The organism is Mesorhizobium sp. M7A.F.Ca.CA.003.01.2.1 (genome assembly GCF_003998945.1).
Taxonomy (GTDB): Bacteria; Pseudomonadota; Alphaproteobacteria; order Rhizobiales; family Rhizobiaceae; genus Mesorhizobium; species Mesorhizobium ciceri.
The window spans coordinates 1-19033 of the sequence record NZ_RZRA01000014.1; the positions used below are offsets into that span (position 1 = coordinate 1).

Annotated in this window: 15 protein-coding genes and 2 pseudogenes; 4 read left to right on the plus strand and 13 right to left on the minus strand. The window is 62.1% G+C overall.

Annotated features, from left to right (window positions below; translation table 11 throughout):
* Together EN969_RS01695 and EN969_RS01700 are read right to left on the minus strand one after the other, a co-directional pair.
* A pseudogene (locus EN969_RS01695) lies at positions 1–840 on the minus strand (hypothetical protein); the annotation flags it as partial.
* A gap of 74 nt (positions 841–914) precedes the next feature.
* Positions 915–2213, minus strand: coding sequence for an adenylosuccinate synthase (locus EN969_RS01700; RefSeq protein WP_063169195.1), 1299 nt, complete (start codon positions 2211–2213; stop codon positions 915–917).
* Between the two features lie 208 nt (positions 2214–2421).
* On the opposite strand from EN969_RS01700, the gene EN969_RS01705 reads away from it, so the two are divergent.
* A complete protein-coding gene (locus EN969_RS01705; RefSeq protein WP_063169196.1) occupies positions 2422–3327 on the plus strand; it encodes a DMT family transporter in 906 nt (301 codons plus the stop codon).
* Between the two features lie 152 nt (positions 3328–3479).
* A complete protein-coding gene (locus EN969_RS01710; protein WP_013529160.1) occupies positions 3480–3944 on the plus strand; it encodes a DUF2231 domain-containing protein in 465 nt (154 codons plus the stop codon).
* A gap of 57 nt (positions 3945–4001) precedes the next feature.
* Here EN969_RS01710 and serA read toward each other — a convergent pair whose 3' ends face one another.
* The 5 genes from serA to glmM all read right to left on the minus strand — a co-directional run bounded on the left by serA (position 4002) and on the right by glmM (position 10550).
* Positions 4002–5603, minus strand: coding sequence for a phosphoglycerate dehydrogenase (gene serA, locus EN969_RS01715; RefSeq protein WP_024502929.1), 1602 nt, complete (start codon positions 5601–5603; stop codon positions 4002–4004).
* 67 nt (positions 5604–5670) lie between these two features.
* Entirely contained in the window at positions 5671–6846 is a 1176-nt protein-coding gene (locus tag EN969_RS01720) for a phosphoserine transaminase (protein ID WP_013529158.1), read from the minus strand.
* Positions 6847–7046: 200 nt separating this feature from the next.
* The gene (locus EN969_RS01725; protein ID WP_318011902.1) at positions 7047–7886 is read right to left on the minus strand and encodes an outer membrane beta-barrel protein; all 840 of its coding nucleotides are present in this window, start codon (positions 7884–7886) and stop codon (positions 7047–7049) included.
* Positions 7887–8111: 225 nt separating this feature from the next.
* A complete protein-coding gene (locus EN969_RS01730) occupies positions 8112–8948 on the minus strand; it encodes an outer membrane protein (protein ID WP_013529156.1) in 837 nt (278 codons plus the stop codon).
* A 249-nt stretch (positions 8949–9197) separates the two neighbouring features.
* Complete coding sequence (gene glmM, locus EN969_RS01735; protein ID WP_013529155.1) at positions 9198–10550, minus strand: phosphoglucosamine mutase; 1353 nt, start codon at positions 10548–10550, stop codon at positions 9198–9200.
* A 368-nt stretch (positions 10551–10918) separates the two neighbouring features.
* Between glmM and EN969_RS01740 the strand changes: the two genes are divergently transcribed.
* Complete coding sequence (locus tag EN969_RS01740) at positions 10919–11755, plus strand: hypothetical protein (RefSeq protein WP_063169197.1); 837 nt, start codon at positions 10919–10921, stop codon at positions 11753–11755.
* Between the two features lie 242 nt (positions 11756–11997).
* Positions 11998–12450: a hypothetical protein gene (locus EN969_RS01745; RefSeq protein WP_013529153.1), complete on the plus strand. Its 453-nt coding sequence runs from the start codon at positions 11998–12000 to the stop codon at positions 12448–12450.
* A gap of 246 nt (positions 12451–12696) precedes the next feature.
* Here EN969_RS01745 and ftsH read toward each other — a convergent pair whose 3' ends face one another.
* The 6 genes and pseudogenes from ftsH to EN969_RS01775 all read right to left on the minus strand — a co-directional run.
* A complete protein-coding gene (ftsH, locus tag EN969_RS01750) occupies positions 12697–14625 on the minus strand; it encodes an ATP-dependent zinc metalloprotease FtsH (RefSeq protein ID WP_013529152.1) in 1929 nt (642 codons plus the stop codon).
* A 125-nt stretch (positions 14626–14750) separates the two neighbouring features.
* Positions 14751–16124, minus strand: a complete 1374-nt coding sequence (tilS, locus tag EN969_RS01755; RefSeq protein ID WP_063169198.1) for a tRNA lysidine(34) synthetase TilS — start codon at positions 16122–16124, stop codon at positions 14751–14753.
* Between the two features lie 57 nt (positions 16125–16181).
* Positions 16182–17291: a tol-pal system protein YbgF gene (ybgF, locus tag EN969_RS01760; RefSeq protein WP_027162518.1), complete on the minus strand. Its 1110-nt coding sequence runs from the start codon at positions 17289–17291 to the stop codon at positions 16182–16184.
* A gap of 220 nt (positions 17292–17511) precedes the next feature.
* Positions 17512–18018, minus strand: a complete 507-nt coding sequence (pal, locus tag EN969_RS01765) for a peptidoglycan-associated lipoprotein Pal (RefSeq protein WP_013529149.1) — start codon at positions 18016–18018, stop codon at positions 17512–17514.
* Positions 18019–18288: 270 nt separating this feature from the next.
* Positions 18289–18639, minus strand: coding sequence for a four helix bundle protein (locus EN969_RS01770; RefSeq protein ID WP_224618753.1), 351 nt, complete (start codon positions 18637–18639; stop codon positions 18289–18291).
* A gap of 39 nt (positions 18640–18678) precedes the next feature.
* Positions 18679–19033: pseudogene (locus EN969_RS01775) on the minus strand (PD40 domain-containing protein); the annotation flags it as partial.

The following is a 19033-nucleotide window of genomic DNA, read 5'->3' on the forward strand; positions in this document are numbered from 1 at the left end:
CGGACCCGGGTCGACTTCACCACCCTGCGGTGTCAGCCGCTGGGTGAATTTCGTGCTTTCGGCTTCCGTGCCGCCAGCCGCGGGCGCCGGCGGCGCTGCCGCGGCATCGGTTGCCGGCTTGGCCGGCGCTGGCTTCACGGGTTCGGTTTTCGCTACCTGATTGCCGCCAAGCCCCAGCATCTTGCCGAAGGCGTCCTTGTTCAGCCAGATGCCGTAGCCGCCGCCGGCAACGACCAGCAGTGCGAAGACGGCCGCGATCAGCCCGCCATAGCTGCGCTTGCGCTCGGCGGGACGCAGGCGCTGGAAGGTATCCGGTACCGGCTCTTCATTGTCTTCGTTGCTGGAAAAGACATCGGCCTCGTCGTCCGCCTCCTCGGCGTTCATGCCTGGAAGAGGCGTGTCGGCGCGAGCCGGCTGGGCAGGCGCCGGCGTCGACCTTTGCCAGCTTGGCTCGACCTTGGCGGCAGGCGGCGGCGCGGGTTGATAGGGCTCGGGCTTGGCGACGGGCGGTGCCGGCCAGGCCGATTCCGCCTTCGCCGGCTGCCTCGTATGGCTTGGCTGGTTCTTGTTGCGATCGATCGACGAAAAGATGTGTTCCAGCTCCGCGAGCGGGTCGGTCTCCGGCACGCTCTTGGCATAATCGCGCTCGACGCTTGTAATGGCGTCTTCCAGCGAACGCATCTGCGTGGCTATGGCTTCGGGAGCCCACGGCGGCGAACGTTCACCAAGCTTCTTCGCTAGCATGGTGCGAACGCTGGCATAGATGCGCGTACGCTTTTCCGGCGTCTCGTCGCCATGCTTGTCGAGCGCGTTTTTCAGAATAGCAACGAAATCTGCCATGCTTCAGTCGACCTGTATTTTGCTTCCGCGTCGGCCCCCGCAAATCAGCCGCGATGCCCGGAAAGGCTCAGAAACTAGTCTTGAAACGGATCGGTCACAAGTATCGTGTCGTCGCGTTCCGGGCTGGTGGAAAGGAGCGCGACCGGTGCGCCGATGAGCTCCTCGATGTAGCGGACATACTTGACCGCCTGGGCCGGCAGATCATTCCAGCTGCGCGCGCCGGCAGTGGTGCCTTTCCAGCCCTCGAGCGTCTCGTAGACCGGTTCGACACGTGCCTGCGCGCCCTGGCTGGCCGGCAGATAATCGATCATCTCGCCGTCGAGACGGTAACCGGTGCAGACCTTGATCTCGTCCAGCCCGTCAAGCACGTCGAGCTTGGTCAGCGCGATGCCCTTGATGCCGTTGACCGCGACGGCCTGGCGCACCAGCACCGCGTCGAACCAGCCGCAGCGGCGCTTGCGACCGGTGACGACGCCGAATTCATGGCCGCGCGTGCCGAGGAATTCGCCGACCTCGTTCTTCTGCTCGGTCGGGAACGGACCCTCGCCGACGCGTGTCGTATAGGCCTTGGTGATGCCGAGCACATAGCCGATGGCGCCCGGGCCAACGCCGGAGCCGGCGGCAGCCTGTCCGGCAACCGTGTTCGACGAGGTCACGAACGGATAGGTGCCGTGGTCGATATCGAGCAGTGTGCCCTGCGCGCCCTCGAACAGGATGCGCTCGCCAGCCCGGCGCTTGTCGTCGAGGATCTTCCAGACCCGGTCCATATAGGGCAGGATGTCGTCGGCGACCGAGGTTAGTTCCTGCATGATCGTGTCATGCGTGACTTCCGCATGACCAAGCCCGCGACGCAGCGCATTGTGGTGCGTCAGCAGCCTGTCGATTTTCAAGGGCAGTGTTTCCAAATCCGCCAAATCCATCACCCTGACCGCGCGCCGGCCCACCTTGTCCTCATAGGCGGGGCCGATGCCGCGACGGGTCGTGCCAATCTTCGTCCCGGAATTGGATGCGGCGTCCTCACGAAATCCGTCCAGCTCTCGATGCAGGGACAGGATAAGCGCTGTGTTTTCGGCTATTTTCAGGCGATCCGGCGCTACTTCGACACCTTGCGCCTTGAGTTTTGCCACCTCGGCGACGAAAGCGTGCGGGTCGAACACGACGCCATTGCCGATGATGGACAGCTTGCCGTGGCGCACGACGCCCGACGGAAGCAACGACAGCTTGTAGACCTTGCCGTCGACGACCAGCGTATGGCCGGCATTGTGGCCGCCCTGGAAACGCACCACGACATCGGCGCGCTCCGACAGCCAGTCGACGATCTTGCCCTTGCCTTCGTCACCCCACTGCGAGCCGACGACCACCACATTGGCCATGTTTCTTTTCCCTTGAGACGCCGCCAAGCGGCTTGAATATGGTTCGAAACGACAGGCCTCTATAACGTCAAGACCTCGCGAGCGCGACCTTTCTTTGCCGTCGAAAATGCCCTGAGGCACAACAATTTTCGGCTTTGACATCATTTACTTGGGCGAGCGAGGGCAATAGGCCGGCAAACACCGCAGCTCCGGCGACTGGAATCCCGCGATGCATCGAAGCGCCTACATATTCCTGCTGCTCACCACCTTGCTTTGGGGTGGAAATTCGGTGGCCGGCAAGCTGGCGGTCGATCACGTCTCGCCGATGACGCTGGTCTTCCTGCGCTGGGTGCTGGCCGTGGCGATCATGCTGCCCATCGGCTGGAAGACCATCCAGAAGGACTGGCCGGTAGTCCGCAAGCACTGGTTCGTGCTGGTCGCCCTCGGCGCCAGCGGCTTCACCCTGTTCAACACCATCTTCTACACGGCGCTCAACTACACGACAGCGATCAATGTCTCGATCGAACAGGCGGCGATGCCGATCCTGATCATGACTGCCAATTTCGTCTTCTTCCGCCTGCGCGTGAACTGGGCGCAGATTGTCGGCGTCGTGCTGACCGTCGCCGGCGTGATCCTCACCGCCTGCCATGGCGACCCGCGCCGGCTGTTGACGCTGGAACTCAATTTCGGTGACGCCATCATGCTGGTCGCAGTCTTTCTCTACAGCGGCTATTCGGTGGGGTTGCGGCTGAAGCCGGTGATGCACTGGCAGAGCCTGATGCTGGCCCTGTCGGTTTCGGCACTCGTCACCTCGTTGCCGTTCTTCCTGTGGGAGGTCCTCGCCGGCAAGGTCATCATGCCCGACGCGCGCGGCTGGACCGTCATCGTCTATACGGCGATCGGCGCATCGGTCGTTTCGCAGATCTTCTACATCAGGGGCAACGAGCTGATCGGCGCCAACCGCGCCGGCCTGTTCATCAATCTGGTGCCGATCTTCGGCACGCTGCTGTCGGTGCTGATCGTCGGCGAGACGTTCCAGCTCTATCAGGCGCTGGCCTTGGTGCTCGTGCTGGGCGGCATCGGGCTTGCCGAATACAGCGGGCGCAAGATGGCGGTGGCGGACCACCGCGGATGACATTTGGCGGCTGACGCCCTCCGCCGTCGCGGTAATCACGCGAACGGCCTGGACTTCGCCAATGGCGCGGAAACAGCGGCATGAATCCTGCCGCGTCCCCTACTTGGAACATTTCACCTCCAGCGGAGTTTGAACGCCAGGGAGGCGACATGATGAGCCACAACCCTCGCAGCACGGCAAGCATTGCTGGTCACCCTATCCACCCGATGCTGATTCCGTTTCCGATTGCCTTTTTTGTCGGCACCTTCGTTTGCGACCTTATCTTCTGGCGAACAGCCGATCCTGGATGGGTCACCGGGTCGCTTTGGCTTCTCGGCGCAGGCCTGATCATGGCTGCCCTGGCTGCGCTTGCTGGCTTGACGGATGTTCTCGGCGATGTGCAGGTCCGCAATCTCACGACGGCATGGCTCCATGCCGGCGGCAATGTACTCGTCGTGTTGATCGAGCTTTACAACTGGTACTCGCGGTATGCCGGCGGAGCGGCGGCCGTGATGCCAACCGGCATCGTCCTATCGCTGATCGTGGTTCTCATCTTGCTGTTTACGGGCTGGAAGGGCTGGGAACTGGTCTACCGACATCGCGTGGGTGTCTCCGATGGCTCGGACGAGTTGACATGAACCGGCCGCCGCGGCGGCCGGCGTCAACGAGGTGGGTCGGCGACCGCCTGTCCTCAATCACATCGCGTTGACGTCGAACTGCAGCCGCTTGGCCGAGTCGATCGACTTGTGCGCCTTGACCTTTTCCAGCACGGCTTCCGGGAACGGCGCGTCGAGATAGAGCAGCGCTATGGCATCGCCGCCCGGCCGGTTGCGGCCGAGCTGGAAGTTGGCGATGTTGACGCCATTCTCGCCGCAGACGGTGCCGAGCAGGCCGATGATGCCCGGCGCGTCCGCATTGGTGGTGTAGAGCATGTGCTGGCCGACCTCGGCATCGAGGTTGATGCCCTTGATCTGGATGAAGCGTGGCTTGCCATCCGAGAAGCATGTGCCGGCGATCGAGCGCGTCATGTGCTCGGTCTTCACCGTCAGCTTGATATAGCCGTCGAACACGCCCGACTTGTCGCGCTTGACCTCGGCCACGATGATGCCGCGCTCCTTCACCATGATCGGCGCCGACACCATGTTGACGTCCGAGACCTGAGGCCGGATCAGCCCGGCGAGTGCTGCACTGATCAGCGCGCGCGTGTTCATCGTCGCGGTCGAGCCGTCGAACAGGATCTCCACCTCCTTGATCGGATCCTCGGTGACCTGGCCGACAAAGGCGCCGAGCACCTCGGCGAGCTTGACGAACGGCTTCAGCCGCGGCGCCTCCTCGGCGGTGATCGACGGCATGTTGATGGCGTTGGAGACGGCGCCCTTGATCAGATAGTCGGCCATCTGCTCGGCAACCTGCAGCGCGACATTCTCCTGGGCCTCCGTCGTCGAGGCGCCGAGATGCGGCGTCGCCACCACATTCTCCATGCCGAACAGTTCGTTGTTCTCGGCCGGTTCGACCTCGAAGACGTCGACGCCAGCGCCGGCCACCTTGCCACTCTTCAGCGCTGCGACCAGATCGGCCTCGACGATCAGACCGCCGCGTGCGCAATTGATGATGCGCACGCCCTTCTTCATCTTGGCGATCGCCGCGGCATCGATGATGTTGCGCGTCTTGTCGGTCAGCGGCGTGTGCAGGGTGATGAAATCGGCGCGGGCGAACAGCTCGTCGAGCTCGACCTTGTCGACGCCAAGCTCCTCGGCACGGCTGTCCGACAGGAACGGATCGAAGGCGATGACGTGCATCTTGAGGCCAACGCCGCGCGTCGCGACGATCGAACCGATGTTGCCGCAGCCGATGACGCCCAGCGTCTTGCCGGTGATCTCGACGCCCATGAAGCGGTTCTTTTCCCATTTGCCGGCATGGGTCGAGGCGTTGGCTTCAGGGATCTGGCGCGCCAGCGCAAAGATCATCGCCACCGCATGTTCGGCTGTGGTGATCGAGTTGCCGAAGGGCGTGTTCATCACGATGATGCCCTTGCGGCTTGCCGCCGGGATATCGACATTGTCGACGCCGATGCCGGCGCGGCCGATGACTTTGAGATTGGTAGCGGCGTTGATCAGCTTTTCGGTGACCTTGGTCGCCGAGCGGATGGCGAGGCCATCATACTGGCCGATCACTTCGGCGAGCTTATCCTTGTCCTTGCCGAGATCGGGCAGATAGTCGACCTCGACGCCACGATCCTTGAAGATTTGCACGGCGGTGGGGGAGAGTTTGTCTGAGACGAGAACGCGGGGCGCCATGGCGGCCTCCTTGAAATGGATTTGATCCTGATGGGAGTGGGCGGCCCGAAGGCCGCCGCGAATGATCTCAGGCCGCCGCTTTGAGCGACGCCTTCTGTGCGGCGAATGCCCAGTCGAGCCAGGGCAGCAACGCTTCGAGATCCGACGTCTCGACCGTCGCGCCGCACCAGATGCGCAGGCCGGGCGGTGCGTCGCGATAGGCACCGATATCATAGGCGACGCCTTCCTTGTCGAGCACCGACACCAGCCCCTTGGCGAAGGCCGCCTGCCCGTCGGCGTCGAGCGCGGACACGTCCGGATCGGTGAAGGACAGGCAGACGGACGTGTTCGACCGTGTCGCCGGCTGGACGGCGAGATGACCGAGCCAGGAGGACTTGCCGACAAAGCGATCGAGGACGGCCGCATTGGCATCCGCCCTGGCGATCAGCGCGTCGAGGCCGCCGGTCGACTTCGCCCAGTTGAGCGCATCGAGGTAATCCTCGACGCACAGCATCGAGGGCGTGTTGATGGTCTCGCCCTTGAAGATGCCTTCGATCAGCTTGCCGCCTGAGGTCAGGCGGAAAATTTTCGGCAGCGGCCATGAGGGCTTGTAGGTTTCCAGCCGCTCGACAGCGCGAGGCGACAGGATCAGCATGCCGTGAGCGCCCTCGCCGCCCAGCACCTTCTGCCAGGAGAAAGTGACGACATCGAGTTTTTCGAAGTCGAGCCTCTGCGCGAATGCGGCGGAAGTCGCATCGCAGACGGTCAGGCCCTTGCGGTCCGCGGGAATGAAATCGCCGTTCGGCACGCGAACGCCCGACGTGGTGCCGTTCCAGGTGAACACCACATCGCGGTCGAAATCGATCTTGGTGAGATCAGGCAGCTCGCCGTAGCCGGCTTCGATCTTGCGCACGTCGGCGAGCTTCAATTGCTTGACCACGTCGGTGACCCAGCCGGAGCCAAAGCTCTCCCAGGCGACCATGTCGACGCCGCGCTCGCCGAGCAGCGACCACAGCGCCATCTCGACCGCACCGGTGTCCGACGCCGGCACGATGCCGATGCGGTAACCCGCCGGGACCTGGAGAATCTCCCGCGTCAGCTCGATCGCCTGTTCGAGCTTGGTCTTGCCGATCTTGGCGCGGTGGGAACGGCCGAGCGCAGCATTTCTTAGCGCCTCGACCGACCAGCCGGGGCGCTTTGCGCAGGGACCTGAGGAGAAATTGGGGTTTGCCGGACGGAGTCCGGGCTTCGTATGCGTCGTCATCGTGGTCTATCCTTCCAGATAGTGGCCCCTCGTTGGGGAGGGGTGGCCCACGGACGGCGATATTCGTTCGGGCTTCAGGCGTCAAGAGGAAAGTTTTTGTCGTTGCCGGGATACCGGCGATCCCCGATCAGGATGTCGTGACTTCAAACGCAAACGACGGACCCCATGATCCGCCGTGCTGGTCCTCGTACTCGCCGCGCCTACCAGAGATCGTAGCGCAGCCCGACCTTGACCTGATGATAATCGAGGCCCTTTTTGAACTCAGGGTTGCCGACAGCGTCTGCTGTCACGTATTTCGCGGAAGGCAGAGCCGTGTATTGATAGCCGACATCGACTGCAACATTCTTGCTGACCTGATAAGCAAAGCCGGCGCCGAGCGTATAGGCGAAGCTGAACTGCTTCTCCGACTGCGTCGTCCCATCATAGCCGTTTGGATCGTCGCATTCAAAGATGGTCGTGGTTGTACCTGATGTTGTCGATGAATTCTGACAGTTGCGAGCGCCTTGAGCGTACTTGTAGGTGCTGTACGCTATGCCGACACCGCCTCCGACATAGGGCGTGAAGCCGACATAAGTGCCCAGGTCGACAAAGGCGCTGGCCATCACATCGTAGGCCTTGTTGTTGCCGTCGTTGGAGCCTTCGCATCCACGGGTGCTTGGGCCGGCGAACGCGCTTGTGCTGCCACCGCTGGTGACAGTCACCGTCTGCGTTCCATCGCAAGTACTGTCGAATTTGCTGGCGAATTTGCTTGTCGGCAGCAGACCGAAATTCAATTCACCACGGAAGTAATCGTTGAAATGGTAGCCCATACCTATCGAACCAGACAGCGGGCTGGTATCCGTAACCAGACCGGCCGGAGTTTCCGAAAATTCATAGGGCTTGTTGAAGGCATAGCCGAGATCACCGCGCAGATACCAGCCGGAGCCGACCTCGACCGGGACGTAGTCGGGCGCCTGGTCGACATAGATCGGCGGATCGTAGTCGGCCGCGTGCACCGGCGTCAGCGGCAGGAGGGCTAGTGCACCGAGCGCCAGCGCCATACGCGATGTAAGTTTCATGGTCCCCGACTCCCGAATTTGGCGCAGCCCGCAATCGCAGCGGCAGCCATCGTTTCAAGGAGCATTGTTAACCATAGTGGTTAAGTGGCGGTTAAGGCTAACAGAGCGTTAGCGAATTCATTTCCCCTGTCGATTCCAGGCGGCCAACGAAAAACCGCCCGGCTGAGGCCGGGCGGTTTGTGAAGAATTCAAGTAATGTAGATGCTGTTACTTGGTGTAGATCGGCTCGGGTTCGGGCTGGTAGGCAACGACCGGCGCGGCGCAACCGTTGTTGCCACCGAACTGGTAACGCAGGCCACCGCGCACTTCGTGTGTGTTGATGCCACGATCGAAGCCGGGACCGGAGCTGGTGATGTTCCAGTCGAACATGCGGCCGCCCTGGATATGGGAGAAGCGGTAGCCGGCATCGAGAATGATCTTGTCGGTCAAGCAGTACGAAGCGCCGGCCATCAGACCGTAGGCGAAACGCCAGCTTGATCTGCCGGGATTGAACTCGGTGGTGTTCGGGTCGTAGACATCATCCCACTTGACGCGGGCGCCGCCGATGCCGGCGCCAACGTAAGGCGTGATGCCATGGTAGGTGCCGAGATCGACATAGGCGTTGGCAAGCAGTAGCAGGGCGCTCATCTTCGATACTTCGGTCGAAGTACCGTTGATATCCGAGGTGCCGCCGTTGAAGTTCGACTTGAACCAATAGTCGGCGGTCAAATCGGTCCGGAAGTGATCGTTGATCTTGTAGCCGACGCCGGCGCCGAGCGAGAAACCGCCCTTGAGCTTGCCGAAATCGAAGCTTCTGGTGCCGGGCGTAACCGTACAGTTACAGGGATCGACGGTGTAGGTCATATAGTCGATGCCGCGCACGGTCGACTTGTGATAGTCGATGTCGCCACGGATATACCAGCCGCCGACTTCTACCGGCTGCTCGTAGACGGCCTGAGGCGGAGCCTCTTCGACGATCGGTTCCGGCAGGTCGGCCGCGAACAACGGCCCCGCCAGGCCTGCGAACAGTAAGGCGAGCAGGGCCTTTCTTGCTGTCTTGAACATGCTTGTCACCCCTGAGAAGCTCGGAACGGCAAACCCGCCCGAAATGCGATTGGCTTTCAGTCGTGGATAATGAATTGCAAAGGTTAAAAGGCGTTTAACCCTGTTGCTTAACCACGAATCTCGAAACTTCTGGGGACCGGCGCGAGATTTCCGAACAGCGAACAGACTGGGAGCCGACAAGAAAAAGCCCGCCGAGAGGCGGGCCTTGGACAGGTTCAGGCGACGACGTCCTGCCGGGCGCTGTGGGGGTCAGGCGGCGCTGCGCGTTTCCGAGATGATGTCCACGATGCCATTCACCACGGACTCGACCAGTTGCGGGTCGTCGCCCTCGGCCATCACGCGGATCAGCGGCTCTGTCCCGGATGGCCGGATAACCAGCCGTCCGGTCTTGCCGAGCCGGCTACGCGCGTCTTCGATGGCGGCCTTGACCGGCGCCTCCTCGAGCGGCTTGCCGCCGGAAATGTGAACGTTCTTCAGGAGTTGCGGCACGGGTTCGAATTTCTTCGACAGTTCGCTGACCGGCCGGCCCTGCCGCTTGATGCAGGCCAGCACCTGCAGCGCCGAAACCAGGCCGTCGCCGGTGGTCGAAAAGTCGGACAGCACGATATGGCCCGACTGTTCGCCGCCGACATTCAAGCCATGCGCGCGCATATGCTCGACGACATAACGGTCGCCGACCTTGGTGCGGTGCAATTGCAGCTTCATGTCGCCGAGGAAGCGTTCGAGGCCCAGATTGGACATGACGGTTGAGACGACACCGCCGCCGGCAAGCCGCCCGCTCTGGTGCCAGGATTCGGCGATCAGCGCCATGATCTGGTCACCATCGACGATCGCGCCGTTTTCATCGACGATGACGACGCGATCGGCGTCGCCGTCGAGCGCGATGCCGATATCGGCGCGCACTTCGTGCACCTTCTTTTGCAGGCCGGCCGGGTGGGTCGAGCCGCATTCCTTGTTGATGTTGAAGCCGTTGGGCTCGACATTGATGGCGACGACTTCGGCGCCCAGTTCCCACAGCGCCTCGGGCGCCACCTTGTAGGCCGCGCCATTGGCGCAATCGACGACGATCCTCAAGCCCGCGAGCGACATCGAGCGCGGCAAGGTGCGCTTGGCGAATTCGATGTAGCGGTCATGCACGCCGTCGACGCGCTTGGCGCGGCCAAGCCCGTCGGAGTCGGCGAGCGCCAGTTCGATATCCCTGTCGAGCATGCTCTCGATGCGCTCCTCGATCTCGTCGGAGAGCTTGTAGCCGTCGGGTCCGAACAGCTTGATGCCGTTGTCGTAATAGGGGTTGTGCGAGGCCGAGATCATGACGCCGATATCGGCGCGCAGCGAACGCACCAGCATGGCGACAGCCGGCGTCGGGATCGGGCCGAGCAGGAACACGTCCATGCCGGCGGCACAAAGACCGGCGACCATGGCATTCTCGATCATATAACCGGAAAGCCTGGTGTCCTTGCCGAGCACGACACGATGTCGATGGCTGCCGCGCTGGAAAGAAAGGCCGGCGGCCATGCCGACCCGCATCGCGATTTCAGCGGTCATCGGAAACTTGTTGGCGCGTCCGCGAATGCCGTCCGTGCCGAAATAATTCCCTGCCATGCCAGTCAGCTTCCTCGACGTTTCTTCCCCGGCACGTCATGCCACAAGTGGCCAGGGCGCTATGATCACATTGTGTGATTATACGTTACCAATCCTTAGAAAACCATTGTTGTGCACTGCACACAACGTGGCCGCAACCTGACATGCCCAGACTGCCATGCTGCAATATACAAGTCATTCGAGCCTTTCAGCGCGGATGCACCAGGAAAATCTTGCTCTGAACCAGGCAACGGACAACGATTTCATCACCTTATCGGGAGAAGCCGATTTTCGGCGATATATACGCCACTTAGCATCTGGCGCAACCGACCGTTGAGCGTTATTGATTTGCAGGGACGTATCATGGGCTGCTGCAACGGAGAAACGCTATGCTCATCCACCGACTTGCCACTTTGACCGGCCTCGCCGTCGCGACCTTGTTCCTGGCCGCGCCAGCCAACGCACTGACGATGGCCGAGTGCAGCACGAAGTATAACGCCGCCAAGGATGCGGGGACACTGGCCGGAGCGACCTGGAACCAGTTCCGCAAGGCTCAGTGCGGTACCGACGCCGCAGCGACGACCGACGCCAAGCCGGCCGATGCCAAGAAAGCGACCGACACCACGAAGGCTGCCGCCGCGGCGGACGACAGCACGGCCAAGGGCCTGACGGCGAAGGAATGCAGCACCAAGTATCAGGCGGCGAAGGCTGCCGGCACGCTGAACGGCATGAAGTGGAACGACTTCCGCAAATCCGAATGCGCCGCCGGTGCATCCGCCGCTGCCGCCGCCAAGCCGGCGACCACCAAGGCCGCCGCGGCTCCCGCCGCTCCCGCAGACAATGGCGGCAAGGGCCTGAGCATGGCCGAATGCAGCACCAAGTATCAGGCCGCCAAGACGGCCAACACGCTGAACGGCATGAAGTGGAACGACTTCCGCAAGACCGAGTGCGGCGCAGCCGCCTCGGATGACGACACCGTGCCGGCCGCCGACGAGGCGAGCTACACCAAGGAGCCGGCGAAGCCGACGACGGCTGCGCCCAAGGGCGTCACCTTCCCGTCCGCGATCTCGCCGAAATATACCAGCGAGACCCCCGGAAAGGGCCGTATGCACACCTGCCTCGACCAGTACTATGCCCTCAAGGACGCCAATTCGCTTGGCGGCCTGAAGTGGATCCAGAAGGGCGGCGGCTTCTACAGCCTGTGCAACGCCAAGCTGAAGAGCTGATCGCTTAGCCATAGTCTCCAAACAAAGGCCCGCGCATCGCAAGATGCGCGGGCCTTTTTTGTTGCGCGAAGACGCACACTGCCTTGCTCGCATCTGCATGTCGCCGGGCTGCCGGCATCATCAATTCGCCTACACTGCCCACCGCCAAGCTCATCGGTAGTCCGTAAAGATTCTGGTTGAACATATAGAGAACAAACCATATACAAAAAGACGTCAAACTTATTATCAACCAGGAGGGTCTTATGCACGGTTTGAAATTGGCGGTATTGGCTGCGACCGCATTTGTCGCTTGGAGCGTCGCCCCCGCAAGCGCACTGACGATGAAGGAATGCGGCGAGACCTATCGAACAGCCAAGGAAGGCGGCACTCTGAACGGCATGGACTGGACGGCTTTTCGCAAGGAGAAGTGCGCGACATCAGCAGCGGACAGTGTCAGCGAGGATACGGTCAAAACCGAGCCGCAGACGAAAAAAGAAACCAGCGCGGCGGTCGCCCCCACTGTAGCGCCCGCGGGCGTGACATTTCCGACCACGCTGGCCGCCGAGTTCAAGACCGAAAAGCCCGCGAAGGCGCGCATGAAGACCTGTCTCCAGGGCTACCATGGCAACAAGGACGCGGGCACGTTGAACGGCCTTCGCTGGATCCAGAAGGGCGGCGGTTATTACAGCCTGTGCAATGCCAAGCTGAAGAGCTGAGCGACAAGACATCTGAAGAAGAGAAGGCCTGCGAACCGCAGGGTTCGCGGGCCTTTTTGTTGCCTTCGAGGGCACGCCAGCGGCGACGTTGCCAATCTCCCCCTTGTGGGGGAGATTGGCTATCACCTAGACTTTCGCCAATCGTCACCGTCGCAGATGCGAGGTCGCGGACAACTCCTCCCCAACGCCAAAAACAAAAAACGCCGCGGAGCAAGCCGCGGCGTTCGATGAAATCGGTGGCCGAACTCAGCTCGACGGCTGTGGTTCCATACCGCCTTCGGGCTCAGGACCCTTCTTGCGGCGGCCGCCGGACTTCGGCACGGCCGAGCCACGACTTGGCGGCGTATCGTCGCCGAGGTCGCGTGCGGGCTTGTGGCCGGCGATCAACTGCTTGATCTCCTCGCCGGACAGCGTCTCGTATTCCAGCAGGCCCTGAGCCAGCGCGATCCATTCCTTCTTCTTCTTGGTCAGGATGGACTTCGCCGACGAATAGGCCTCATCGATCAGGCGGCGCACTTCGGCGTCGATGATCTGCGCCGTTTCTTCCGAGACGTTCTGCGTGCGTGCCACCGAATGGCCAAGGAACACTTCTTCCTGGTTGTCGCCATAGGCGACATGGCCGAGCTTGTCGGAAAAGCCCCAGCGCGTGACCATGGCACGCGCCAGCTTGGTCGCCTGCTCGATATCCGAAGAAGCTCCGGAGGTGATGTTCTCCTTGCCGAACTTGAACTCCTCGGCGACACGGCCGCCCATCATGATGGCGAGCCGCGAGATCATGTATTTGTAGCTCATCGAATAGCGGTCGCCTTCGGGCAACTGCATGACCATGCCGAGTGCACGGCCGCGCGGGATGATGGTGGCCTTGTGCAGCGGATCGGCCGACGGCACGTTGAGCGCGAGGATGGCGTGGCCGGCCTCATGGTAGGCGGTCAGTTCCTTCTCGGCCTGCGTCATGGCCGACGAGCGGCGCTCGGCGCCCATCATGATCTTGTCCTTAGCGTCCTCGAATTCAGCCATGGTGACGAGGCGCTTGTTGCGTCGTGCCGCCATCAGCGCGGATTCGTTGACGAGGTTCATCAGGTCGGCGCCGGAGAAGCCAGGCGTGCCGCGCGCGATCACCTTGAGGTCGACGTTGGGCGCCAGCGGCACGTTGCGCACATGCACCTTGAGGATCTTCTCGCGGCCGACGATGTCAGGGTTCGGCACCACGACCTGGCGGTCGAAGCGGCCTGGCCTGAGCAGTGCCGGATCGAGCACGTCGGGCCGGTTGGTGGCAGCGATCAGGATGATGCTTTCGTTGGATTCGAAACCGTCCATCTCGACCAGCAGCTGGTTCAGCGTCTGCTCGCGTTCGTCATTGCCGCCGCCGAGGCCGGCGCCGCGATGACGGCCGACTGCGTCGATTTCGTCAATGAAGATGATGCAGGGCGCGTTCTTCTTGGCCTGGTCGAACATGTCGCGGACGCGGCTTGCACCGACGCCGACGAACATCTCGACGAAGTCAGAACCGGAAATGGTGAAGAACGGCACATTGGCTTCGCCGGCAACCGAGCGCGCGAGCAGCGTCTTGCCGGTTCCCGGAGGGCCGACGAGCAGCACGCCGCGCGGAATCTTGCCGCCGAGCCGCTGGAACTTCTGCGGATCGCGCAGGAACTCGACGATCTCTTCCAGATCTTCCTTGGCTTCGTCGACGCCGGCAACGTCCTGGAAAGTGACGCGGCCATGCGCTTCGGTGAGCAGCTTGGCCTTCGATTTGCCGAAGCCCATCGCGCGGCCGGAGCCGGACTGCATCTGGCGCATGAAGAATATCCAGACGCCGAGGATGAGGATCATCGGCAGCCAGGAGATCAAATAGCCGAACAGCGAATTGGAACCGTCCGTTTCAGGCCGTGCATTGATGGTGACGTTCTTGTCCTGCAGCCGCGAGACCAGCGAAGGATCGCCGGGCGAATAGGTCTGGAAACCGCTGGAATTGTCGGTGTAGGTGCCGCTGATACGAGCGCCAGCAATGGTCACCGTCTTGACCCGCCCCGCCGCGACATCCTGCAGGAACTGCGAATAAGGCACATCGCTGGAAGCCCCTCGCGTCTGCGGCGTCTGGAACAAATTGAACAGGGCTATGAGCAGGACCGCTATGATCGCCCAGAGCGCGAGGTTGCGATAGTTCGGATTCATCAATTGTCCCGTTGGCGTCCGCGAGGCGGACACGCGTCATGAGAGGAAACTTGCGCCTAACATAGGGAGAGCGTCCCCCCTTGCCAAGCAGAACAGCACGTCTGGGTTAAGCTTTCGCGCAACCCTCAGCCGGCACTGTGGCCGCTGAAAGGCAAGGGCGGGACCGGGGCCGCGCCAATCAGCCCGGCGACGGCCCGCGCCAGCGCTAGGTCGAAGGATGGCAGGAAGCGGCCGAAGGGGGCAACGACCGGCCGCACTTCCACCGTCGCGGACTTCAGTCCATATCCAGGCAAACCAAGGCATTCACCGGCCTGCCACACCGCCGGTTCGGCCGCGAGCGCGGCGCGCATCAGGCTCGACGGGGTTTTTCCTTCACCCGTCGCGAGCCGTTTCGCCGCTGCCGTGCCTAACGGGGCAATCAACAATGCGCTGCTGCTGTCGTTCAATGTGATGTGCCGGCGGCCGTCCCACAGGGTGCTGCCGGTGGCGGCAGCGGCGGCGGGCAGTCCGCGCGCCTCGCGGCGCAGGAATATGCCGGAGCGCCGGGAATCGACAACCGTCCGCGACAATGTGGCGCAAAGAAATCCAGCCCTCAGCCGACCGAACAGAGCCTCGCTGCGGGCCTGATCCGGCAGGAAGGCAATCCCGCCGGTCGTGGCCAGAAGGATGCGCAACGCATAGACGGCCGCCTGCTCGTCACCGGAGGAGAGCAGGCACGGGTCGAGGCGGATGAGGCCGATGGCTGGCTGGCTGGCGAAGCCATCGATCAAACCGGCTGCGCTGGCGCCAAGCTGCCTGCGCTCGAGGGCGGCCTGGCCCGCGAGCATCAACATGCCCTTCACATGCTCGACACTCTCGCCGGCAAGTGCGGCCCGCACACGCGGCCGCTCGAAAGCCGCGTCGTCATTGGTCGGATCGTCAGCCCAGCCGACATTTTGACGGCGCAGGACGTCGCGCAATGCCGCGCGCCGCACGCCGAGGAGCGGCCGCACGATCCAAATGCGCCAGTCATAGAGGGTGGCCGGCGCCATGCCGGCAAGTCCCCGGCCGGCCATGCCGGCATGGCCTTGGCCCTCGTCCCGCGCGTGCCGCATCAGCACCGTTTCCGCCTGGTCGTCGGCGGTATGGCCGGTGAGGATCATGCCGATGCCTTCCGCTTGTGCCGCCTCGGCTAGCAGCCGGTAGCGCGCCTCGCGAGCGGCGGCGGGCAGACCGGTCGATGGCTTTGGACCCGACCATGTCAGGATGCGGTGTGAAATTCCGAGCCTGGCGCACAGCTTCGCCACTGTTTGCGCTTCCGCAGCCGAACCGGACCGCAAACCGTGGTCGATCGTCACCGCCAGCAGCCTGGTTGCCGGCGCCCTACGTTCGAGATGGTGTTTGAGAAGAAGGAGCAGGGCGGTCGAGTCGCTGCCGCCGGACACGGCCGCAACAGCGCCGCTGGTAAAATCGATATGCGAAAAAGGGTTAGTCGAGAGGTCCGGCTCGGTGTCGAGCATGATGCATGTCGCCCAAAAGTGATCCCGGTTTCAGGACAACGACATGTATGACAAGGATCAGCAGGCAGCCAGAGCCTTCTCCTGCTTGACGCGTTCCTTGAGCGCGCTGGAAATATCGGGGTAGCGCTTGCCGACCTCGCTGAAAGTGGCGCAGGCAACGTCATGCTGCTTGAGGCCGACCAGCGACACGCCGAGCTTCAGCAACATATCGGGAGCTTTCTTGGCCTTGGGGTAGTCCTTGCTGGCGGCAAGGAACGTCTCGGCCGCATCGCGGTATTTCTGCTGGCCGAGCAATGACTCGCCCAGCCAGTAATGCGCGTCCGCGGCCTTCGCATCCTTGGGGAAGCGGGCGATGTGGTCGCGAAAACCCTGCTCGGCGGTGCCGTAGTCGCCCGAGAGGATGAACTGGTATGAGTTGCGGTAGAGCTCTTCCGGATTGTTGGTGGCGGGCAACGCCGCGACCACCGTATCGGATTTGCCGGCCTTGGGCGCCGCCCCGGCGACTGGCGCGGTATCCTGCGCCGGCGCGGTCGATTGTGTGTTGCCGCCGGCATCGATGACATTGCCGTTCTTGTCGACGGTGATGCTGCCGAAGGTCTTTTCCGGCGCTCCCGTACCGGGAATAACCTTGCCGGGGTCGCCATCCGGAGATTCGACGATGACGTCCTCGACCGTCTTGCCGACTGCCGATTGATCGTTGGCGGGCTCGGCGCCGGCATCGGCCGGCGCCCGTGTTGCCGGGGCCGCCGCCACGTTGTTGTCGGTGCCGGTGGTGGCGTCCGATTTCTTCTGCGCCGGCGGCTGTCCGCCTTGCGTGCCGCCACCTTCCAGCTGCTGGAAGCGGAATTCATTATCTTCCTGCTGCTTGCGGATCTGCTCCTGCATTTGCAGGACCTGGAAATTGAGTTCCTCGATCTTGCCGTTCATCTGCCGCAGCTGCTCTTCCAGGCTGGTGACAGCGGTAGGATCGGACTGCACCAGCTGAACCTGGTCCGGTTTCTTCTTTTGACCAAAAAAGCCGGGCAATTCGATACTGGGAAGATGGAAGGTAAAGCCGCTGTCGGTTGATTGCCCTGTGCCGCTCGCCCCGGTGCCGCTAGCCAGGGCGGTGACGCCTGATAGGAGCAGCAGCGCAAGCGTGCCGCTCAGAACCGATCTCAAATGCATGTGCCTCTCGCAGTGATTTCGTTAGCTTGTTCGCGCCTTCCAATCAGAATGGGACCAGCCAAGCGCCCTCGGCTCATAGCAGGAGCCGAGACTTCGGCCAAATTTTGTTTCGGGCATCCGGATATGAAAAAGGCGGCCCCAAGGCCGCCTTTCGCACAAGTATGTTGCATTTTTACCGCTAGACGGCCACGCGTCCTTTGACGCGCCGGTCCATGATGCCTCAGGAGCCAGCGCCGCTAAGCGTAGTGACCGCGCGGCGATTCTGCGACCAGCAAGAGATGTCGTCGCAAACCGCGACCGGACGTTCCTTGCCGTAGGAAATGGTCTTGAGACGGCTGGCCGAGACGCCCTTGGCGACAAGGAAGTCACGGGTAGCGGCTGCGCGGCGGGCGCCGAGCGCCAGATTGTATTCGCGCGTTCCGCGTTCGTCGGCATGGCCTTCGACGACGATGGCATACTGCTTGTACTGGTTCAGCCACTGTGCCTGGCGCGAGAGCGTCGTCTGCGCGTCGGCACGGATCGAGGTCGAGTCCGTATCGAAGAAGATGCGGTCGCCAATGTTGACGGTGAAGTCCTGCGCCGATCCGGGTGTTGCGGCGCCGGCGCCGTTAAGGCCAAGATCGGCCGCGTTGTTCGGCGTCTTTTTCGAGGCGCAACCGGCGATGGCGAGCATCGCCACCAGCGCGATCATGACCGGGTTTCTGGTAAGTGCTGCAATACGGCCCATGCCGCCTCTCCTTCGTAATTCGAGTGGTCTAATTTGAGTGATTTCGTTGATCACCCAGTAACCACGTTTGGGTTAACCGGCATTCAAGAAACACGGTTAAATTTTGGTTTAAGCTGCCCGTCCGCAGCCATTGGCCATGAGCCACAGTTGGCGCGGACCCTAGGCGGAAATACGGCCAAAACGCGACAAAGAGATGGAAAAGAGGAATTGAAGAGTTGGGGAATTGAGGAACTGAAGAGAGAATTCACTTCAGCTTTTCTCTCAGATTGATCAGCATGCCGTAGATATGGGCATAGGATCGCAGCCAATCGTCGTGTTGTGCCTGGCTGATGTATCCAAGGTCGAACGCTTAGGAAATCCACGTCTCCACTTCGCTGCATGACCCATTGCCATCGAAATGAACCGCGCGAATTCGGGTTTGGAGTGAGTCTGCTTGGCAAATCCCTCAGCCAAATTGGCGCAGATTCCCTTGCTGGAGCGACGCAACTGATCAGCCAGTGCGTATTGCTCCATTTTCGGGAAGGCGAGCGTAGCTTTATGCACGTCAAGAGAGACCACATAAGCGCGCTTATAAACCTCTAGATCCTTCGCACGCTTGATGTGGCCGCCCGCCTTCTCCATTCTTCAGTTCTTCAATTCCCCAGTTCCTCAGTTCGTCTCTTACTCCAGCAGCGGCGACCAGGCAGGGTCCGAAGCGAAGTTCGCCGTCGGGATCGATTGCTCGTTGCGTCCGGTCAGATCGACCGAAACCAGTTTGGGGCCACCGGCGGAATCGCGGAAGAACATCAGCACGCGGCCATTCGGCGCCCAGGTCGGTCCCTCCTGCTGGAAGCCGGAGGAGAGGATGCGCTCACCCGATCCATCGGTCTTCATGACCCCGATCTGGAATTCGCCGCCGGTCTGCTTGGTGAAGGCAATCAGGTCGCCGCGCGGCGACCATACCGGTGTCGAATAGACGCCGTCGCCGAAGGAGATACGGGTCTGGCCCGAACCGTCGGCGCCCATCACGTAGATC

What these genes read in the sequence shown, in the direction of transcription:
- EN969_RS01700 (WP_063169195.1), bottom strand. Translation starts at nt 2,213, where the DNA reads ATGGCCAATGTGGTGGTCGTCGGCTCGCAGTGGGGTGACGAAGGCAAG.
- EN969_RS01705 (WP_063169196.1), top strand. Translation starts at nt 2,422, where the DNA reads ATGCATCGAAGCGCCTACATATTCCTGCTGCTCACCACCTTGCTTTGG.
- EN969_RS01710 (WP_013529160.1), top strand. Translation starts at nt 3,480, where the DNA reads ATGAGCCACAACCCTCGCAGCACGGCAAGCATTGCTGGTCACCCTATC.
- serA (WP_024502929.1), bottom strand. Translation starts at nt 5,603, where the DNA reads ATGGCGCCCCGCGTTCTCGTCTCAGACAAACTCTCCCCCACCGCCGTG.
- EN969_RS01720 (WP_013529158.1), bottom strand. Translation starts at nt 6,846, where the DNA reads ATGACGACGCATACGAAGCCCGGACTCCGTCCGGCAAACCCCAATTTC.
- EN969_RS01725 (WP_318011902.1), bottom strand. Translation starts at nt 7,886, where the DNA reads ATGGCGCTGGCGCTCGGTGCACTAGCCCTCCTGCCGCTGACGCCGGTG.
- EN969_RS01730 (WP_013529156.1), bottom strand. Translation starts at nt 8,948, where the DNA reads ATGTTCAAGACAGCAAGAAAGGCCCTGCTCGCCTTACTGTTCGCAGGC.
- glmM (WP_013529155.1), bottom strand. Translation starts at nt 10,550, where the DNA reads ATGGCAGGGAATTATTTCGGCACGGACGGCATTCGCGGACGCGCCAAC.
- EN969_RS01740 (WP_063169197.1), top strand. Translation starts at nt 10,919, where the DNA reads ATGCTCATCCACCGACTTGCCACTTTGACCGGCCTCGCCGTCGCGACC.
- EN969_RS01745 (WP_013529153.1), top strand. Translation starts at nt 11,998, where the DNA reads ATGCACGGTTTGAAATTGGCGGTATTGGCTGCGACCGCATTTGTCGCT.
- ftsH (WP_013529152.1), bottom strand. Translation starts at nt 14,625, where the DNA reads ATGAATCCGAACTATCGCAACCTCGCGCTCTGGGCGATCATAGCGGTC.
- tilS (WP_063169198.1), bottom strand. Translation starts at nt 16,124, where the DNA reads ATGCTCGACACCGAGCCGGACCTCTCGACTAACCCTTTTTCGCATATC.
- ybgF (WP_027162518.1), bottom strand. Translation starts at nt 17,291, where the DNA reads ATGCATTTGAGATCGGTTCTGAGCGGCACGCTTGCGCTGCTGCTCCTA.
- pal (WP_013529149.1), bottom strand. Translation starts at nt 18,018, where the DNA reads ATGGGCCGTATTGCAGCACTTACCAGAAACCCGGTCATGATCGCGCTG.
- EN969_RS01770 (WP_224618753.1), bottom strand. Translation starts at nt 18,639, where the DNA reads ATGGAGAAGGCGGGCGGCCACATCAAGCGTGCGAAGGATCTAGAGGTT.